Source organism: Pseudomonas sp. gcc21, assembly GCF_012844345.1.
Classification (GTDB): domain Bacteria; phylum Pseudomonadota; class Gammaproteobacteria; order Pseudomonadales; family Pseudomonadaceae; genus Halopseudomonas.
In genome coordinates this window covers 1-15,087 of the sequence record NZ_CP051625.1, presented here as the reverse complement: position 1 = coordinate 15,087, position 15,087 = coordinate 1, and the positions used below count along the sequence as shown (strand labels likewise).

At 56.8% G+C, this 15,087-nt stretch carries 14 protein-coding genes, 3 pseudogenes and 1 other annotated feature; of the genes and pseudogenes, 10 read left to right on the top strand and 7 right to left on the bottom strand.

What is annotated here, in order from left to right; all coding sequences use genetic code 11:
- The first annotated feature begins 88 nt into the window (after positions 1 to 88).
- The 8 genes and pseudogenes from HG264_RS00080 (at position 89) to HG264_RS00050 (ending at position 5,552) form a co-directional block, all read left to right on the top strand.
- Positions 89 to 751, top strand: coding sequence for a TVP38/TMEM64 family protein (locus tag HG264_RS00080; protein WP_256663724.1), 663 nt, complete (start codon positions 89 to 91; stop codon positions 749 to 751).
- Between the two features lie 94 nt (positions 752 to 845).
- Entirely contained in the window at positions 846 to 1,586 is a 741-nt protein-coding gene (locus HG264_RS00075) for a glycosyltransferase family 2 protein (RefSeq protein ID WP_169405755.1), read from the top strand.
- A 101-nt stretch (positions 1,587 to 1,687) separates the two neighbouring features.
- The gene (locus HG264_RS00070; RefSeq protein WP_169408952.1) at positions 1,688 to 3,154 is read left to right on the top strand and encodes a glycosyltransferase family 39 protein; all 1,467 of its coding nucleotides are present in this window, start codon (positions 1,688 to 1,690) and stop codon (positions 3,152 to 3,154) included.
- Between the two features lie 184 nt (positions 3,155 to 3,338).
- The gene (locus tag HG264_RS18730; RefSeq protein WP_218573022.1) at positions 3,339 to 3,575 is read left to right on the top strand and encodes a YbfB/YjiJ family MFS transporter; all 237 of its coding nucleotides are present in this window, start codon (positions 3,339 to 3,341) and stop codon (positions 3,573 to 3,575) included.
- Positions 3,554 to 3,754, top strand: a complete 201-nt coding sequence (locus HG264_RS18465) for a hypothetical protein (protein WP_218573021.1) — start codon at positions 3,554 to 3,556, stop codon at positions 3,752 to 3,754. The genes HG264_RS18730 and HG264_RS18465 overlap by 22 nt, the downstream gene beginning before the upstream one ends.
- Before the next feature lie 241 nt (positions 3,755 to 3,995).
- Positions 3,996 to 4,199 (top strand): annotated as a pseudogene (locus HG264_RS00060) (integrase); the annotation flags it as partial.
- Positions 4,198 to 4,632, top strand: a pseudogene (gene istB, locus HG264_RS00055) (IS21-like element ISPst3 family helper ATPase IstB); the annotation flags it as partial. The pseudogenes HG264_RS00060 and istB (HG264_RS00055), both read left to right, overlap by 2 nt.
- Before the next feature lie 35 nt (positions 4,633 to 4,667).
- Complete coding sequence (locus tag HG264_RS00050) at positions 4,668 to 5,552, top strand: hypothetical protein (RefSeq protein WP_218573020.1); 885 nt, start codon at positions 4,668 to 4,670, stop codon at positions 5,550 to 5,552.
- Positions 5,553 to 6,420: 868 nt separating this feature from the next.
- On the opposite strand, the gene HG264_RS00045 is transcribed toward HG264_RS00050, so the two are convergent.
- Both HG264_RS00045 and HG264_RS00040 read right to left on the bottom strand, forming a co-directional pair.
- A complete protein-coding gene (locus HG264_RS00045) occupies positions 6,421 to 7,290 on the bottom strand; it encodes a LysR family transcriptional regulator (RefSeq protein WP_045952930.1) in 870 nt (289 codons plus the stop codon).
- Between the two features lie 4 nt (positions 7,291 to 7,294).
- On the bottom strand, positions 7,295 to 8,296 hold the full coding sequence (locus HG264_RS00040; protein ID WP_045952931.1) for a phosphonate dehydrogenase: 1,002 nt from the start codon (positions 8,294 to 8,296) through the stop codon (positions 7,295 to 7,297).
- 122 nt (positions 8,297 to 8,418) lie between these two features.
- Between HG264_RS00040 and HG264_RS00035 the strand changes: the two genes are divergently transcribed.
- Positions 8,419 to 9,456 carry an IS630 family transposase gene (locus HG264_RS00035; protein WP_169405754.1) on the top strand — a complete coding sequence of 346 codons (1,038 nt, stop codon included), beginning with the start codon at positions 8,419 to 8,421 and terminating at the stop codon, positions 9,454 to 9,456.
- Positions 9,457 to 9,478: 22 nt separating this feature from the next.
- Here the strand turns inward: HG264_RS00035 and phnC are convergent, their stop codons facing one another.
- The 4 genes from phnC to HG264_RS00015 form a co-directional block, all read right to left on the bottom strand.
- On the bottom strand, positions 9,479 to 10,225 hold the full coding sequence (phnC, locus tag HG264_RS00030; RefSeq protein WP_169405753.1) for a phosphonate ABC transporter ATP-binding protein: 747 nt from the start codon (positions 10,223 to 10,225) through the stop codon (positions 9,479 to 9,481).
- A gap of 33 nt (positions 10,226 to 10,258) precedes the next feature.
- Positions 10,259 to 11,107 carry a phosphonate ABC transporter, permease protein PhnE gene (phnE, locus tag HG264_RS00025; protein WP_003118416.1) on the bottom strand — a complete coding sequence of 283 codons (849 nt, stop codon included), beginning with the start codon at positions 11,105 to 11,107 and terminating at the stop codon, positions 10,259 to 10,261.
- A 123-nt stretch (positions 11,108 to 11,230) separates the two neighbouring features.
- Positions 11,231 to 12,127: a phosphate/phosphite/phosphonate ABC transporter substrate-binding protein gene (locus tag HG264_RS00020; protein ID WP_105028679.1), complete on the bottom strand. Its 897-nt coding sequence runs from the start codon at positions 12,125 to 12,127 to the stop codon at positions 11,231 to 11,233.
- 24 nt (positions 12,128 to 12,151) lie between these two features.
- Positions 12,152 to 13,012, bottom strand: coding sequence for a phytanoyl-CoA dioxygenase family protein (locus HG264_RS00015; RefSeq protein ID WP_045952932.1), 861 nt, complete (start codon positions 13,010 to 13,012; stop codon positions 12,152 to 12,154).
- A gap of 363 nt (positions 13,013 to 13,375) precedes the next feature.
- On the opposite strand from HG264_RS00015, the pseudogene HG264_RS00010 reads away from it, so the two are divergent.
- Positions 13,376 to 14,094, top strand: a pseudogene (locus HG264_RS00010) (IS3 family transposase); the annotation flags it as partial.
- Positions 13,654 to 13,770, top strand: a sequence feature (AL1L pseudoknot). It overlaps the preceding pseudogene by 117 nt.
- Before the next feature lie 189 nt (positions 14,095 to 14,283).
- Here the strand turns inward: HG264_RS00010 and istB (HG264_RS00005) are convergent.
- Entirely contained in the window at positions 14,284 to 15,087 is an 804-nt protein-coding gene (gene istB / locus HG264_RS00005) for an IS21-like element ISPst3 family helper ATPase IstB (RefSeq protein WP_169405752.1), read from the bottom strand.

Here is a 15,087-nt window from a genome sequence, read left to right as displayed (position 1 = left end):
CTGGGCTGTCCGGCGCATTGCGTCAGCCAGGCACCCTGCACCGGGCGCAAGCACGATGCTGAGGCTGCGTGTTGCCCTAAAGGGTCTGATGCTGATTCTGAGCCTGGCCCTGGTCGGGTATCTGTTTGACTCCACCGACCTGGGAACGGCCATCAACGAGGCCTGGATCGACGCGCATATCCGCGGCCAGGGAATCGCCGGTGCGGCGCTCTTTCTGGGTATGGGCGGGCTGTTCACCGCCATTGGCCTGCCGCGGCAGATCATTGCCTTTCTTGCCGGCTATGCCTTCGGCCTGCTCCCCGGGACCCTGCTGGGCGCCCTGGCTGCGCTGCTCGGTTGTCTGATCGCGTTTTTGTATGCGCGCCTGTTCGGTCGCAATATGCTGCGTCGCCGTCTTGGCCGTCGCGCGGCGCGACTCGACCACTTTGTCCACGAGCATCCTTTCTCGATGACGCTGTTGATTCGCCTGTTGCCGGTGGGCAGCAATATACTGACCAATCTTGCGGCGGGTGCATCGAGCGTCCTTCTGCTGCCTTTTCTGGCTGCCAGTTTCATCGGCTATCTGCCACAGACACTTGTGTTTGCGCTGGTTGGCAGCGGCATCAATGTTGCTCCCGTGGTGCGGATCGCCAGTGCCGCGGTGTTGTTTGTGGCCTCCGGCATGCTCGGCGCCTATCTGTATCATCGCTACCGCCGAGGCCTGAGCATTGACGAGGAGGTCGATATAGCCCTGGGCGAGAGTGAGCCGTAATGAGCGCCTGCCCAAAGCCCGCCCCGATGACGCACCCGATACTTTCGCCCGGCACCTGCGGTGCCGCCAATGAACATGCCTCCAAGGAAACCGCATGTTGACCCAGCCCGATCTTTCTGTCCTGATCCCGGCCAAGAATGAAGCCGGCAACCTGCCCGCCCTGCTTGAGGAAGTGCGCACTGCACTTGGTGACGAGCACTTCGAAGTCATTGTTGTGGATGATGGCAGCACCGATGATACGGCGGCCCGTCTGCTTGAGCTCAAGCGCGGCGGTTACCATCAGCTGCGCTTGCTCAGCCATGACCACTCCATGGGCCAGAGTACCTCCCTATACCACGCCGCTCTGGCGGCAAGGGGCAACTGGCTGGCTACCCTGGATGGCGATGGTCAGAACGACCCGGCGGATATTCCCGGCATGCTGGCCATTGTCCGCGCCGCGGAGCCCGCCGCGAATATCAAGCTGATTGCCGGTCACCGAGTCAATCGGCGTGACACGGCCAGCAAGCGCTGGGCCTCGCTGTTTGCCAACCGGCTGCGCGGTCGTCTGCTCAAGGACAATACGCCGGATACCGGCTGCGGCCTCAAGCTGGTGGAGCGTGACGCTTTTCTTCGCCTACCCTACTTTGATCATATGCACCGCTTTATCCCGGCGCTGATCCAGCGCCACCAGGGCGGTATGCTGGTGCATCCGGTCAACCACCGTGAGCGTGGTGCCGGCGTATCCAAATACGGCAATCTTGACCGGGCCCTGGTAGGAATCCTCGATCTGTTCGGCGTGTGGTGGTTGATCCGGCGCACGCGTCTGAGCGCACGCCCCCGCGAACTGGAGATCTGACAGTGAACAATCTCTCTGGCCTTCTGGAAAAAAGATGGTTATGGCGTCTGAGCCGCCTGCGGCGCGCCACCCTGCTATTGCTGGTGGTGTTTGCTGCGGTCATGGTCAGTGCCGGCCTTGGCTTGCGGGAGCCATCGAATGTCGATGAAGAGCGTTTTCTCGGTGTAGCGCTGGAGATGATCCAGGGCAATGACTGGTTGATTCCCCATCGCGCCGGGCAAATCTATCCCGACAAGCCGCCGCTGTTCATGTGGGCCATTGCCTCTCTGATCGAGATCGGCATACCGCCAATCATAGCGCTGTTCCTGCCGGCGCTGCTGGCGTGTGTGGTCGCGACGGCCTGTCTGTACGATCTGGGCTCACGCATGTGGAATCGGCGCATCGGCATCATTGCGGCCCTGTTGTTTCTTGCCACATATCAGACCTACAGCGTTCAGCGGGCGGGGCAGATCGACGGTTTCCTTTTGCTGTGGATTGTCATTGGCTTCTACGGCATGGTGCGGCATCTGTTGCTGGGGCCGGCATGGGGCTGGTTCTATCTGTCCTGTGCGGCGATGGGTTTCGGCATTATAAGCAAGGGCGTGGGTTTTCTGCCTGCCCTTATGCTCATCCCCTACGCCTACGCCGCTCGTCGGGGCTGGCAGGGCGTCGCGGTCATGCCCGGACGAGGGCGGGCGTGGGCGCTGGGGTTGTTGATAACACTCGCGGTCATTGCCACCTGGCTGGTGCCGCTGGCCATCAAGGTGGTATTTTTTGGTGACGCAGCCGAACACGATTATCTTTATGAAATTCTTCTGACGCAGACCGCCGAGCGTTACGTCGATGCCTGGCACCACCGTGAGCCGTTCTGGTATTTCTTCGCGGAGGTCATTCCCAAGAACTGGTTGCCCCTGGTGCTACTGCTGCCCTGGCTGGTTCCCGCCTGGCGCCGCGAGCTGAACAAGCGGGACGGCCGTTATCTGGTGCTGATCGGCTGGGTGGTACTGGTTCTGATCTTCTTCAGCCTGAGTTCGGGTAAGCGCAAACTCTATATCTATCCTGCGGTACCCGGTCTGGTGCTGGCCATGGCGCCCCTTCTGCCCTGGCTGCTGCGTCACTGGTTCGTAGGGCATCCACGCAGACGGAGGATTTTTGTCGGCCTTGCCCTTTTCTGGTTCTGTGCCTGGTTTGCCCGCGGGTTCGTCGAACCGGTGGTGGTGGGCGGCAACAAACGCCAGGAGCTGATGGCTGATGTGGCGGAAAGAACCGGCGATGCCGATCTGGTTCTGACCAACTGGCGCGAGGGCCACTGGCTCTATGCTCGTCAGCCGCTGGTCCATTTCGGCATGGCCGGCGCCAATCAGGCGGAGCGGGCTGTGGAATGGCTGCGGGGGCATCCGGACGACTATGCCATGATCAGACCCTATGATCTTTCCAGGTGCTTTCTGGAAGACAAGGCCGAGCACGTCAGCGATGGCGACGAAGAGGACTGGTATCTGGTCCAGGCAGCCGCGGATAATGGCGAGTGCCACCATGCCGTGATGACGGATCCGATTTATCGCTTCGCCTGGGATAGACCGCTTGAGTAGTAGCCGGCGCGAACGGTTGTTCGCGCCACAGTTCGCAGGCTTGCATACTCATGCCATGACACTTGCTGCCCAACGCCTGCAGGTGCTCAGCGCCGGAATTTTCAGCCTCATGCTGAATCTTGGTGTGGCGCGATTTGCCTACACACCGATGCTGCCGTAGGTGCAGGCCTAGGCCGGACTGAATGTGGCCGAGGCGGGTTGGCTGGCAGCAATTAATTACGTTGGCTATCTGAGCGGCGCCTTGCTGGCGTCGTTCATCAGTGCTCTGCGACTCAAGGACCTGTTATATCGTTGGGGTATCGTGCTTGTGGTCGCCAGCACGATCCTGATGGCGACGACCACCCATTTCTGGATCCGGGGCATATCCGTTATGTGGTCGGTCTTTCCAGCGCTGCAGGCGTGTTGCTGGGAAGTGCCCTGATTCTCAACTCGCTGATGCGACACGGTCAGCGCAGTGAACTGGGCATCCAGCTCTCCGGTATCGGCATCAGCATTGCCCTGGAGGCGGCGCTGATTGCGCTGCTCAATCAGTGGCTCGACTGGGGTCAGATAAAAATTTCTAACGAACCGGCAGCGGACATGGCACTTCCGGTAAGCTGATCAAAGCAGAAAAATTGTTAAACGCGGACGATCAGTCGAGTTATGTTCATCTGACACCAATTCCCATCCCCTGAGGTTCGCGGACGTGCTGTGTGAGTCGCCCGTAGTTTCGTAGACAACATGACTGTCCGCCTTTGGCGCAAGGGTTTTCGTCCTTGGGTGGCCGCTTCTGGCCGGTTAGCGACCACTGCTCTGGCTAGCCATGCTTGCCCTCCCACATGTGGAGGACTTGCCATGAAACATCATTGCTACCTGTAGCCGTCAGCCCTGGAACAAAGGTAAGTTGGTCGGGCAGAAAACCCCACTCCGACTGAGAGATATCTGGGCCATCCGAGTAAGGCTTCAAATTGCAGAAAGATCCCGGGATCTGGCTCTCTTCGATCTGGCCATCGACAGCAAGCTTCGAGCCTGCGACTTAACCAAACTCCGTGTGTGCGACGTTGCTCAGTAAGCGCGTGCGCTTCTACTCCACGGTCGATCTGGTCAATCTGCTGGAGCGCGAAAAACACGACGGCAAAGCCGGGCGGATCGCCCAGGCACTGCTGCGCATGGATCTGGTCATCCTCGACGAACTGGGTTATCTGCCGTTCAGCCAGGCTGGCGGTGCGTTGCTGTTTCACCTGCTGTCCAAGCTGTACGAACACACCAGCGTGGTGATCACCACCAACCTGAGCTTCGCCGAATGGTCGAGCGTGTTCGGCGACGCCAAGATGACCACCGCCCTGCTGGATCGGCTGACCCACCACTGCCACATCGTCGAAACCGGTAACGAGTCCTATCGCCTGCAACACAGTAGCTTGGCGGCCCAGGCCAAGATCAAATCACGGGAGCGAAAGCGTAAGGGCGGCCAAGAACCGGAGGACGATGAGCCGTTCTGATTTCATGGCGACGACGGCCTGCTACATGGCTGCGTGTGGCAGGTCTTAAACAACTGAACTGGGCTAGCGAAGGAGTGGGGGCAACAGCAGCTGCGCTGGTAGACTTATCCACAGTTGCTGGTAACAAAATCAGCAATCCGCCCTGGGTCAAATTTCAATCGGCAGGGTGGGTCAATTTTCCATCAGCGCCAACAGGTAGCCCGATCAAGGTTACGACACACCAGTTCCGGCACTATCTAAATACACTGGCACAAGCGGGGGGGTTGAGCCAGCTCGATGTTGCCAAATGGTCCGGACGGAAGGACATTCGCCAAAATGCGACGTATGACCATGTGTCCGCTGATGAGCTAGTATTAAAGATTCGTGGTGCATTAGGGGATGACAGCCAGATGTTTGGCCCGTTGGCCAATCTTCCCAAGCGCATCGTAATTCACCGAGATGAATTCGCTCGCCTTAAAGTTCCGACTGCTCATACTACCGAATTCGGTGTGTGTATCCATGATTACACGATGGCTCCCTGCCAGCTACATGCTGACTGCCTCAATTGTTCTGAGCAGGTCTGCGTAAAAGGCGATGAGGTTCGGTCAGCCAGGATTCGGGATGAGCTGGTGACTGCTAGAGAGAATCTAGAGGCAGCCAAGCAGGCTCATGCTGACGGTTACTTTGGAGCTAGTCGCTGGGTGGACCATCACGAGCTGACGGTAAAAAGGCTGGCTCAATTGTGTGCCCTTCTTGATGACACCAGTATTCCTCATGGTGCGGTCATCCAACTGTCAAACCTTCCTGTCCCGTCAAGAATCGAGCAAGCCAAAGTAGCTCGGGCCGCTTTAACGCACCGGCCGGAGCCGTCTGCTGATGCGAGTATATCGACTGAAACCATGCGCCGCCTGATGCTCGCGATGGAGGAAAATGGTGGCTAAGAACCGACCGAAAGCTCGAGCACGTAACTTGGGAGGCGAAGATATAGAAGCCATAGTTAGCATTCTGGATGGCTGGGATGGGAAGCTTACTTGGGAATTACTCATCGATGTCGTCGAGCAGCGACTTAGCGCCCGGTACACAAGACAGGCTCTAAATCAACGCGTCCGAATCAAACAAGCCTTCCAGCTAACAAAGGACCGCGTGGCCGGGCTCCCACATGCTAGGCGCAAAGGAGTCTTTGGCCTGGGAGCTACGGAAGCACAGGCGCTTTTAGAGCGTCTTGAGCGTATTGAGGCCGCAAACACCCGGCTTAAGGTCGAGAACGAAAGATTGTTGGAGCAGTTTGTTGTGTGGGCCTACAACGCTAGCAACCGGGGCCTGGATGCCCGGTTGCTGAGCCAACCGCTGCCAAGAGTTCACCGAGATCAAACTAAACTCGGAGCTGTCCAAAAGGCTGCCAAGTTGTAGTTGACCTTACTGCGAGATTACGAGTTATTAATAAGCTTGTATGGGGCGATGCGGGCGTCGGCCTATGGGCCGTGCACAATACCAGCTCAATACCGTCTAATCTGTACCTCCGCAACTGTGCCGTTAAGCATAAAGCTGCCATCCGGAAGACTTATGCTTTAGATCCCGATCGGCGACATGATGCTTTATCGGGATGAGAAGCTAGACTTCAAAGGTTTTGTCCTCAAAATTTCAAGAGCCAGTCGTTTGACTGGCTTTTTTGTTTGTTGTCCTAGCCCATATCTATCACTCCGCCGTAGCCGAAGCTGCCGTGGCAAGAATCGGCGTGGCGACGCGACAGCCCGAACTTCGGCGCCCAGGGTCGGCGGCGGCGTTACAAGCCGAGCTCCACAAGCCAATTCAGTGCGGACGGCTCAAAAGTATGTCGACGAAAGCAGCGATGGACGGATGCTTCAGCATGCCATTCCGAAACACGATGTAGATCTCCTTCCGGGGCGGATCGCCCTCAAAGGGAACCGTTGAAAACAAGACAAGTCGGGACTCGTTCGCGACGGACGCTTTCATCACGACTGATATCCCCAGTCCTGCCTGCACAGCGCTTTTTACAGCGGCGGTACTGCCCAGTTGCAAGGAAACCCCCAGCGTATTTGCCCGTGTACCAAGATACCGCCGAAGGACCCGTCCGGTGCCCGAGCCCGCCTCGCCTCCGATCAAGACTTGGTTTTCAAGCTGGTTCGGCCCAACACTCCGCATGCCCGCCCACGGATGCCCCAGCGGTACGATGAGTACCAGCTCTTCTCGTCGCCACAGCTTGGCAGCGAATCCCGGGCGCTCGTCCCATCTTTCGACGACAGCGATGTCCACGTCGTAATTCTCTATGGTCCGCGCTATCGCCTCGTTTCTATCGATGACCACCTTGACCGAAAATGGCGTTCGCTCTTTAAACTTTTTTATATATGGCTGAAGCAAGTATATGCCCGTGTTAGAACTCGCCCCAATCGTGATTTCATCTTTCTTTTCAAATAGAGTTCCGGCTTTACACGCCAGGTTGACAAGCTGTTGCGCATACGGCAAAAAAGTTTCACCCTCGGCTGTCAAACTGCAACCGGCATTGCTTCGCACGATTACTTCCGTCTTAAGCGACTCTTCAAGCTGCTTGATATGCTGCGTCACCGTCGACTGCGAAATGTCGAGTTGTTTTGCGGCGTCGCGGAAGCCTCCGGCTGCGACTACGGCCAGAAAACTCTCAACGTGATCGAGATTGATCACTCAGTCATCTCCCCGCTCCAACATGGTTGACCGCTCCGCGTGGAATGCGCCCTTGCAACGCTTCGAGGATACTGAGGGCGGCTTCACGCTCGATTTCCATCCGTACCGATTTGACCGCCGAACCCAGGTGAGGCGTAAAGAATGTGGGTAAAGCAGGATCAAGCAATTCGTCAGGAATAGAATGCGGCCTGTCGGGACGCGCCCATTCCTCCATCTCGAAGACGTCTGCGGCGTAACCGCCCAGATGCCCCGTCCGAAGCGCATGCACCACGGCCCGCTCATCTACGATGGAGCCGCGACAGGCATTGACGAGGTACGCACCGGGCTTCATGCGGTCTAATGCCCGAGCATTTATGGTGTGGTGGGTATCTGACGACATCGGCAGCATGGGAATGATGAAATCGCTTGTCGCCAATAGCTGGTCCAGCGATGTTCTGCTTGCATTCCACGCCCTTTCCGACTCTTGCGGCAAAGGCTGCGGATCCGTGTACTGAATTTGCATATCGAAGGCGGCCAGCCGCTTTGCGACCGCCCGCCCGACCGCTCCCATCCCAATGATGCCGGCGGTTTTACCCGTCAAACCTGTGCCATAAAACCGCGGGGTCCAACCATTGAACTGGCGTGATCGAATGTAATTATCACCTTGCAGCATATTCCGTGTGATGCTCAGCAACAGGCCAATCGTTAGTTCAGCTGTGGGAATCGTAAGCAAATCAGGAACAATCGTAAACCAAATCCCATGGCGGGTACATGCCTCGACATCAAAGTTGTCATATCCTTTAAGCGCGGCGCCGATGACCTTCAGATTGGGGCACGCGGATAGGAAATCCGCATCTATGCTATCCGGCATAAACACCATCATCGCGTCCGCATCATTGGTGCGCAACAGTACCTCTTCCCGCGACATGGTTGAATCGGACTGATTGGAAATTACTTCAGCGGCGGTCTCAAGGAGGGCCAGCGTGTCGGGGTGGATTCGATGCGTTGTTACGATTCTTGGTTTCATGGGACCTCTGAGGAACGAACTACGCGACATGCCGCTGCAACGGCTCGTCTCTGTCGCTGTGTACGGCACGCTGCTGATATTAACCTGGCAAATAAATAGGGCATATCGGATAATCTGTCTCCATGAAAACAGATGCCCGCAAACTCAGCCCCCAAGAACAGCGTGAAAAGCGCGCCACGGCCCTGCGCATGCGTGAGCAGGGTTACACCTACAAGGCTATTGGCGAAGCGGTTGGTGTTCACCCCCGCACCATCGCTCACTGGGCGCAGGTCGCAGAACACAAAGGCGAAAAGGCTGCCATTGCCGGCGGCCAGCGCGGTGTGCGCCAGGGTGATCGCCGCAGTTTGAGCCCCAGCCAGGAAGTGCTGGTGCGCACCTTGATGACCGATAAGATGCCCGACCAACTCAAGCTCGGCTTTGCACTCTGGACGCGTGATGCCGTGCGAGAACTGATCCGCCAGCGCTGTGGTTTTCTCATGCCGGTTCGAACGGTTGGTGAATACCTCAAGCGTTGGGGCTACACCCCGCAGCGACCACTGCATCGGGCTTATCAGCAGAAACCTGAAGTGGTTCAGCGCTGGCTGGATAATGAATATCCACGCATCGCACAGCGGGCCAAGGCCGAGAATGGTGAGATTCAGTGGGGCGACGAAACCGGTATGCGCAGTGACAGCCAGGCTGGCCGCAGCTACGCCCCTATTGGCGAAACGCCAGTGCGCCAGGTCAGCGGCAGTCGCTTTTCCACCAACATGATTTCCACTGTGACCAATCGGGGCAAACTGCGCTTCATGCTGTATCGGGAAACGCTGACAGCCCCAGTGCTGATTCGCTTCCTGAGTCGCCTGATTCGCGATGCGCAGGGCCGCAAAGTGTTCTTGATTCTCGACAACCTGCGCGTACACCACAGCAAAAAGGTGAGCGCCTGGGTCGCCGACCGCAAAGAGCAAATCGAACTGTTCTTCTTGCCGGCCTACGCCCCGGAGTTGAATCCTGACGAGTATTTGAATTGTGATTTGAAACATCAGGTCCGTACGGGCTTGCCAGCGCGTAATCAGGACGAACTGGAAGGGCGTGTTCGCTCGGTCATGAGACGATTGCAATTACGCCCTCAAAGAATCCGTTCTTATTTCCGGCATCCACGTATCGCCTACGCGGCATGATTTGGTGTATTTGATTGCCGGGTTAATAAATGGATCGTATCTTTTGCATCATGCCTTGATCATTCGGTTGGTTAGCCATATTCAAACTGATTCGCCCATCCCGCAATCCCACGACTCGATCAGACACTTCAAGTGCCAGGTCTACCTGGTGCAAGCTGCACAGGACCGCGACATTAAGATCTGTAGCCGCGGCTTTCAGCGTTTGCAGAACCGAGCGCGCCGTCAGCGGATCGAGGCTGGAGACGGGTTCGTCCGCAATAATAATCTTGGGCTTCTGCGCCAAGGCTCGCGCTATCGCAATACGCTGTTGCTGACCGCCTGACAGCAGTTGCGTAGGCGTGTTTGCATAATCGAGCATGCCGACCCGGTCCAGACATTCGAACGCGAGCACTTTGTCAGCCCGGCTGAAGCTTTTCAATGTGACGCGCCAAATGGGCATCTCTGCCAGACGCGCACCCAATACATTCTCGAGTGCTGAGAACCTTTTCACCAGGTGCAGTTGTTGGAACACGAACCCGATCTGGCCACGTACTGCCCGCAGACGCGCCGGAGACAGTTCATGTATGGATTCTCCGAGCGCCACGATAGAACCGGAGTCAATCGGCTCAAGGCCAGTGAGACATCGGAAAAGCGTCGACTTCCCTGCCCCGCTTGTGCCGAGCAAGGCAACCATTGAGCCGTGACGTACTTCGAAGTCAATCGATTCCAGGACAACTTTATTGCCGTATGACTTACCGACATTCTTTAACTGCAACGCTACATCTTTCATTGCGAACCGCCCTTCCAGTAATACGTGAAGCAATCAGTTATTCGCAGGGAGAGTTTCGAATCCCTCGCGTTTTGTGTCCAATATCAAGTACCTGAGCCGGTCACTGATGAAATCGATTGCCGACACCATCAGCAATACAACCGCCAGTACCGTAATCATCTTGTTGAATTCCAACAAGTCCACAGTATCTTTCAGGGTCTGCCCAATTCCACCTGCGCCTACGATGCCCAGTACTGTGGACGTTCTGACACTGAATTCCCAAATGTATAGAACGCTCGCGATCAGGTGCGGCATAACATCCGGGATCAGACCGTAGCGGATAATCTTTGCCCTGCTGGCACCGGTCAAGGCGAGCGCATCCAACGGCCCTTGGTCAACGGGCTCGATGGCTTCAGCAAACATTTTGCCGATTGCCCCTACCATGTGGAAAGTAATGGCCAGTACGCCGGAGAACGGACCGAAGCCCACTGCTGCTACAAATACAAGTGCATAGACAAATGTCTCCGTGCCGCGGCTGGCGTTCAGGATGGCGCGGGATACCCGATAGGTCCACTTGTTCGGACAGGTATTACGCGCAGCCATGAGTGCCAGCGGAAATGCAATGATTGTGGCGAATATCGTGCCAATCGTCGCCATGGCGAGCGTCTCGCCAGCCCCTTTTAGAATGACGTCCAGGTCGCTCAGGTCGGGTGGAAACATCTGCACGACGAATGACCATAGTCTCGGTAAACCGGCGCCTAGCTTCTGGAATTCTATCTGACACACGTACCAGGCCACTGCCAGCAAACTGAGTACTACGACCGACGTTGCAAAATGCCGCTTTCTCCTGGCTACGTCCCTCTTGACATTAGCCAGCATGACTTCTTCGATTCGCTGATTCATTGGTTCATCCTCTGTGGTATTGCGATGCGCGCCCGTATGTTCGTGCAGCGGAGACAAGGAGCTGGCGTGCGTCAGTCCACCTTGTCGTCCGCTGCCCTCATCCAAGAACGGACCCCTCGTGCTTTACAGTTTTCCCAGGATGCGGCCGGCGTCTTCGATTACCTTGTAATCGCTGTGCTTTGCCTTCACGAAGCCGTTATAGCCCGAGCCCATCAGCGACTGTGCTTTCTCTTCGGACAAGGACGTCAGTATTTCCGTGATGCGCGCTTTCAGAGCAGGATCAAAATCCTTCGGCACGGATATCGCGTCGTTCGGCAGCTTGCTGGATTCCCACACGATCTTGGACTTCGAAGGATCGATTTGACCCGCTTCGATCATCCCGTTCCGGCCCCGATCCATATCGGATCCGAGGTCGATCAGTCCGTGCTGAATCTGTGATTCGTTCTGGCCAAACGTGGCACCTTCACGATATTCAAAATAGCTCGCAGGGTCGATGCCGATGCTCTTGAAGTACGCCATCGGGATGAGCCAGCCAGAAGTGTTGCCCTGATCACTGAGTGACAGCTTCAAACCCTTCGCGTCCTCGGGCCATTTTTTGATCGGCAGATCGGCGCGACCGACAATGAGGGCTTTGTAGAACGGCTCCCCGCGGTACTTGACCGTTGCAAGCACTTCGGTGCCGGCCTTTTTATTCGACAAGACATAGCCCCAGGGTCCGAGCCAGCCCACATCGACATGGCCATTTGTCATTGCCACAGATATTGCCGCCCAGCTTTCCGGGGAGACGATTTCATAGGTCGCGCCGAGCTGGTCGGCGAGATACTTGAATATCGGCTCAAACTCTTTGATGGTCTGGCTAGGCGTTGGACGCACCGGCGCAATTGCAAAACGCAGGTGAAGTTTCCCATTGACAACCTCAGCTGCCTGCGCGGGTGTGCACACTATGATTGTGGCGATAAAGGCAAGAATGGCGCGCGTTAACGCCTTCTTGAATTTCGAAAACAGAGTAAAAACTTGCATTATGACCTCAGTGAGTTAAAGACTTCAGTAGTACTTTTGAGTCAAAGCTCGTTGACTTTCAAAGATGCGATCACCGTACATCGACAACGGATACGGGATAGTCAAAGGGAGTTCCACCATGCGCGGGAATACGGTGGATCGGCCAGAGACCATGAGGCTTTCATAATCCCCATAGTTGCCACAGCCCAGAAGTGGCCAAGCATCAGCCGCGGCATAGCCGATGAGCAGAAAACGCCGCCTGATCGTTGAGTGGTTTGGGCCTGAACCATGAAGGGTCCGGACGTGATGCAACGTGACAGTTCCTACGGGTCCCGTTAGTAACTCCCCTTCTGTCGGGTCGAGCGCTTCGTCCCAGTTGGAGCGAGAGATCGCGTGGCAAAACTTGCCCGTCTCGACGTTCCGGTGGTCGTACACTTTTCCTTTGTGGGAGCCTGGCAAGCATGCCATCGCGCCATTCTTCTCACTTGTCTCGTCGAGGAAAATTCCGAGAGTAAGAAAATCATCGTTTGTGTGGGGATAGAATGCCCAGTCCTGATGCCACTGGACTGGCGCGCCTGATGGCGGCTTGAAGTTGATTTTGCTATTGTGCAAACGGATGTTTTCGCCCAGGAAATGCCGAAGCAAATCGACGACTTTTTCCGACCTGACCAAAGAATCTATTGCATCGAAATAAAGGTGAGGATTCTCGACGCGACGCAGTAGCTTCGTCGTCTCGCCATTCTTCTTTTCGAACTGGTAAGTCTCATTGTCCGAAGCTACGCCAATAGCTCCCAATTCAATTTGCTTGACGTCTTCAAGAATCTTCGCTACTTCCTCCGCGGAGAAAAAGCTTTCAATCTTCGTATATCCCTTGTCGAGATATTCGCGTTGCTGCTCTGCAAACATGGTGATGCTCCGAGGTCTTCCAACGAATAATCGGGAGGGCAAACTGCGGCTCCTTCCGGCATGTTTGATTCGACTATGCAATCAATAAGTTACTTTGATCTACAGATCGATCATGAAAGGATGGTAGATCGTCGGTATGACATAGGCATGACAGCGGGACGCGGAATGCAACACAGAAGGATGGTCGCAGCGCCTGGTAAGCGCCGCCCGTGTCGCTTTCTGCCTACGTCACAATAGGCCTTTGCACGGTAATATCTGCAGTTCACCCCGCAAATGGCAGTGAACAACCCGCTGCCACCAAACTGGAGAGAGCTGAACCGCCCCGGCTTTCCCGGAGGCTCCAACTCTTGAGAGGATGGAGCCATGAAGACGACGACGAAGTACTCCCCGGAAGTCCGCGAGCGAGCGGTTCGACTGGTATTGGAGCATCAAGGCAACCACGAGTCGGAATGGGCAGCGATTTGCTCGATTTCTGCCAAGATCGGTTGTACCGCCGAAACACTGCGCCGTTGGGTACGCCAGGCCGAGCGCGATACTGGCAAACGTGAAGGCCAGACCAGCAGCGAACGCGAGCGGATCAAGGCGCTGGAACGTGAGGTGCGTGAGTTGCGCCAGGCCAACGAGATCCTGCGCAAGGCGTCCGCGTATTTTGCCCAGGCGGAGCTCGACCGCCGCTTCAAGCCATGAAGGCGTTCGTCGATGAGCATCGTGCGGTTTATGGAGTCGAGCCGATCTGCCGGGTACTGCCGATCGCTCCATCGACCTACTACGCCCATGCACATTGCCAGGCCGCTCCCGAGCGGCGTTCTCCGCGAACACGGCGTGACGAGGCACTGAGCGGGCATATCCAGCGGGTCTGGGAGGAGAACTTCCAGGTCTACGGCGTGCGCAAGGTCTGGCGGCAACTCAAGCGCGAAGGCGTAGTTGTGGCCCGCTGCACGGTGGAGCGACTGATGCGGCGACTGGGTCTACAAGGTGTCGTACGCGGCAAACCGGTCAAGACTACGATCAGCGACAAGGCCACCCCGTGCCCGCTGGACAAGGTCAATCGCCAGTTCCGCGCCGAGCGGCCAAACGTGTTGGCGCTGATGGAAAATTGACCCACCCTGCCGATTGAAATTTGACCCAGGGCGGATTGCTGATTTTGTTACCAGCAACTGTGGATAAGTCTACCAGCGCAGCTGCTGTTGCCCCCACTCCTTCGCTAGCCCAGTTCAGCTGTTGAAGACCTGCCACATGCAGCCATGCAGCAGGCCGTCGTCGCCATGAAATCAGAACGGCTCATCGTCCTCCGGTTCCTGGCCGCCCTTACGCTTTCGCTCCCGTGATTTGATCTTGGCCTGGGCCGCCAAGCTACTGTGTTGCAGGCGATAGGACTCGTTACCGGTTTCGACGATGTGGCAGTGGTGGGTCAGCCGATCCAGCAGGGCGGTGGTCATCTTGGCGTCGCCGAACACGCTCGACCATTCGGCGAAGCTCAGGTTGGTGGTGATCACCACGCTGGTGTGTTCGTACAGCTTGGACAGCAGGTGAAACAGCAACGCACCGCCAGTCTGGCTGAACGGCAGATAACCCAGTTCGTCGAGGATGACCAGATCCATGCGCAGCAGTGTCTGGGCGATCCGCCCGGCTTTGCCGTCGTGTTTTTCGCGCTCCAGCAGATTGACCAGATCGACCGTGGAGTAGAAGCGCACGCGCTTGCCATGCCGGGTGATGCCGGACACGGCCAGCGCGGTGGCTAGGTGGGTTTTACCGGTGCCTGGCCCACCGATCAGCACCACGTTCTGCGCGGTGTCGGTAAAGCTCAGGTTGGCCAGCTCGCTGATCAAGCGAGCGTCGGCGCTGGAGGCGCTGAAGTCGAAGCCGGCCAGATCGCGGTGCATCGGCAGCTTGGCCATGTTCATCTGGTGGCTCACCGAGCGCATGGCGCGATCTGTGTGCTCTTGTTCCAGCAGGTGTTCGAGCAGCCACTTGGACGAGGCTGTGTTCGACTCACCCTGTGCAGTTAACTCCGCCCAGGCCGTGGCCATGCCGTGCAGGCGCAGCTCCTTGAGTTCCGCCATCAAATCACGCAT

Bases quoted from the DNA above. Each gene is read 5' to 3' on its own strand.
- HG264_RS00080 (WP_256663724.1), top strand. From the start codon at position 89: ATGCTGATTCTGAGCCTGGCCCTGGTCGGGTATCTGTTTGACTCCACC.
- HG264_RS00075 (WP_169405755.1), top strand. From the start codon at position 846: ATGTTGACCCAGCCCGATCTTTCTGTCCTGATCCCGGCCAAGAATGAA.
- HG264_RS00070 (WP_169408952.1), top strand. From the start codon at position 1,688: ATGGTCAGTGCCGGCCTTGGCTTGCGGGAGCCATCGAATGTCGATGAA.
- HG264_RS00040 (WP_045952931.1), bottom strand. From the start codon at position 8,296: ATGAAACCAAGAATCGTAACAACGCATCGAATCCACCCCGACACGCTG.
- HG264_RS00035 (WP_169405754.1), top strand. From the start codon at position 8,419: ATGAAAACAGATGCCCGCAAACTCAGCCCCCAAGAACAGCGTGAAAAG.
- phnC (WP_169405753.1), bottom strand. From the start codon at position 10,225: ATGAAAGATGTAGCGTTGCAGTTAAAGAATGTCGGTAAGTCATACGGC.
- phnE (WP_003118416.1), bottom strand. From the start codon at position 11,107: ATGAATCAGCGAATCGAAGAAGTCATGCTGGCTAATGTCAAGAGGGAC.
- HG264_RS00020 (WP_105028679.1), bottom strand. From the start codon at position 12,127: ATGCAAGTTTTTACTCTGTTTTCGAAATTCAAGAAGGCGTTAACGCGC.
- HG264_RS00015 (WP_045952932.1), bottom strand. From the start codon at position 13,012: ATGTTTGCAGAGCAGCAACGCGAATATCTCGACAAGGGATATACGAAG.
- istB (WP_169405752.1), bottom strand. From the start codon at position 15,087: ATGCGTGATTTGATGGCGGAACTCAAGGAGCTGCGCCTGCACGGCATG.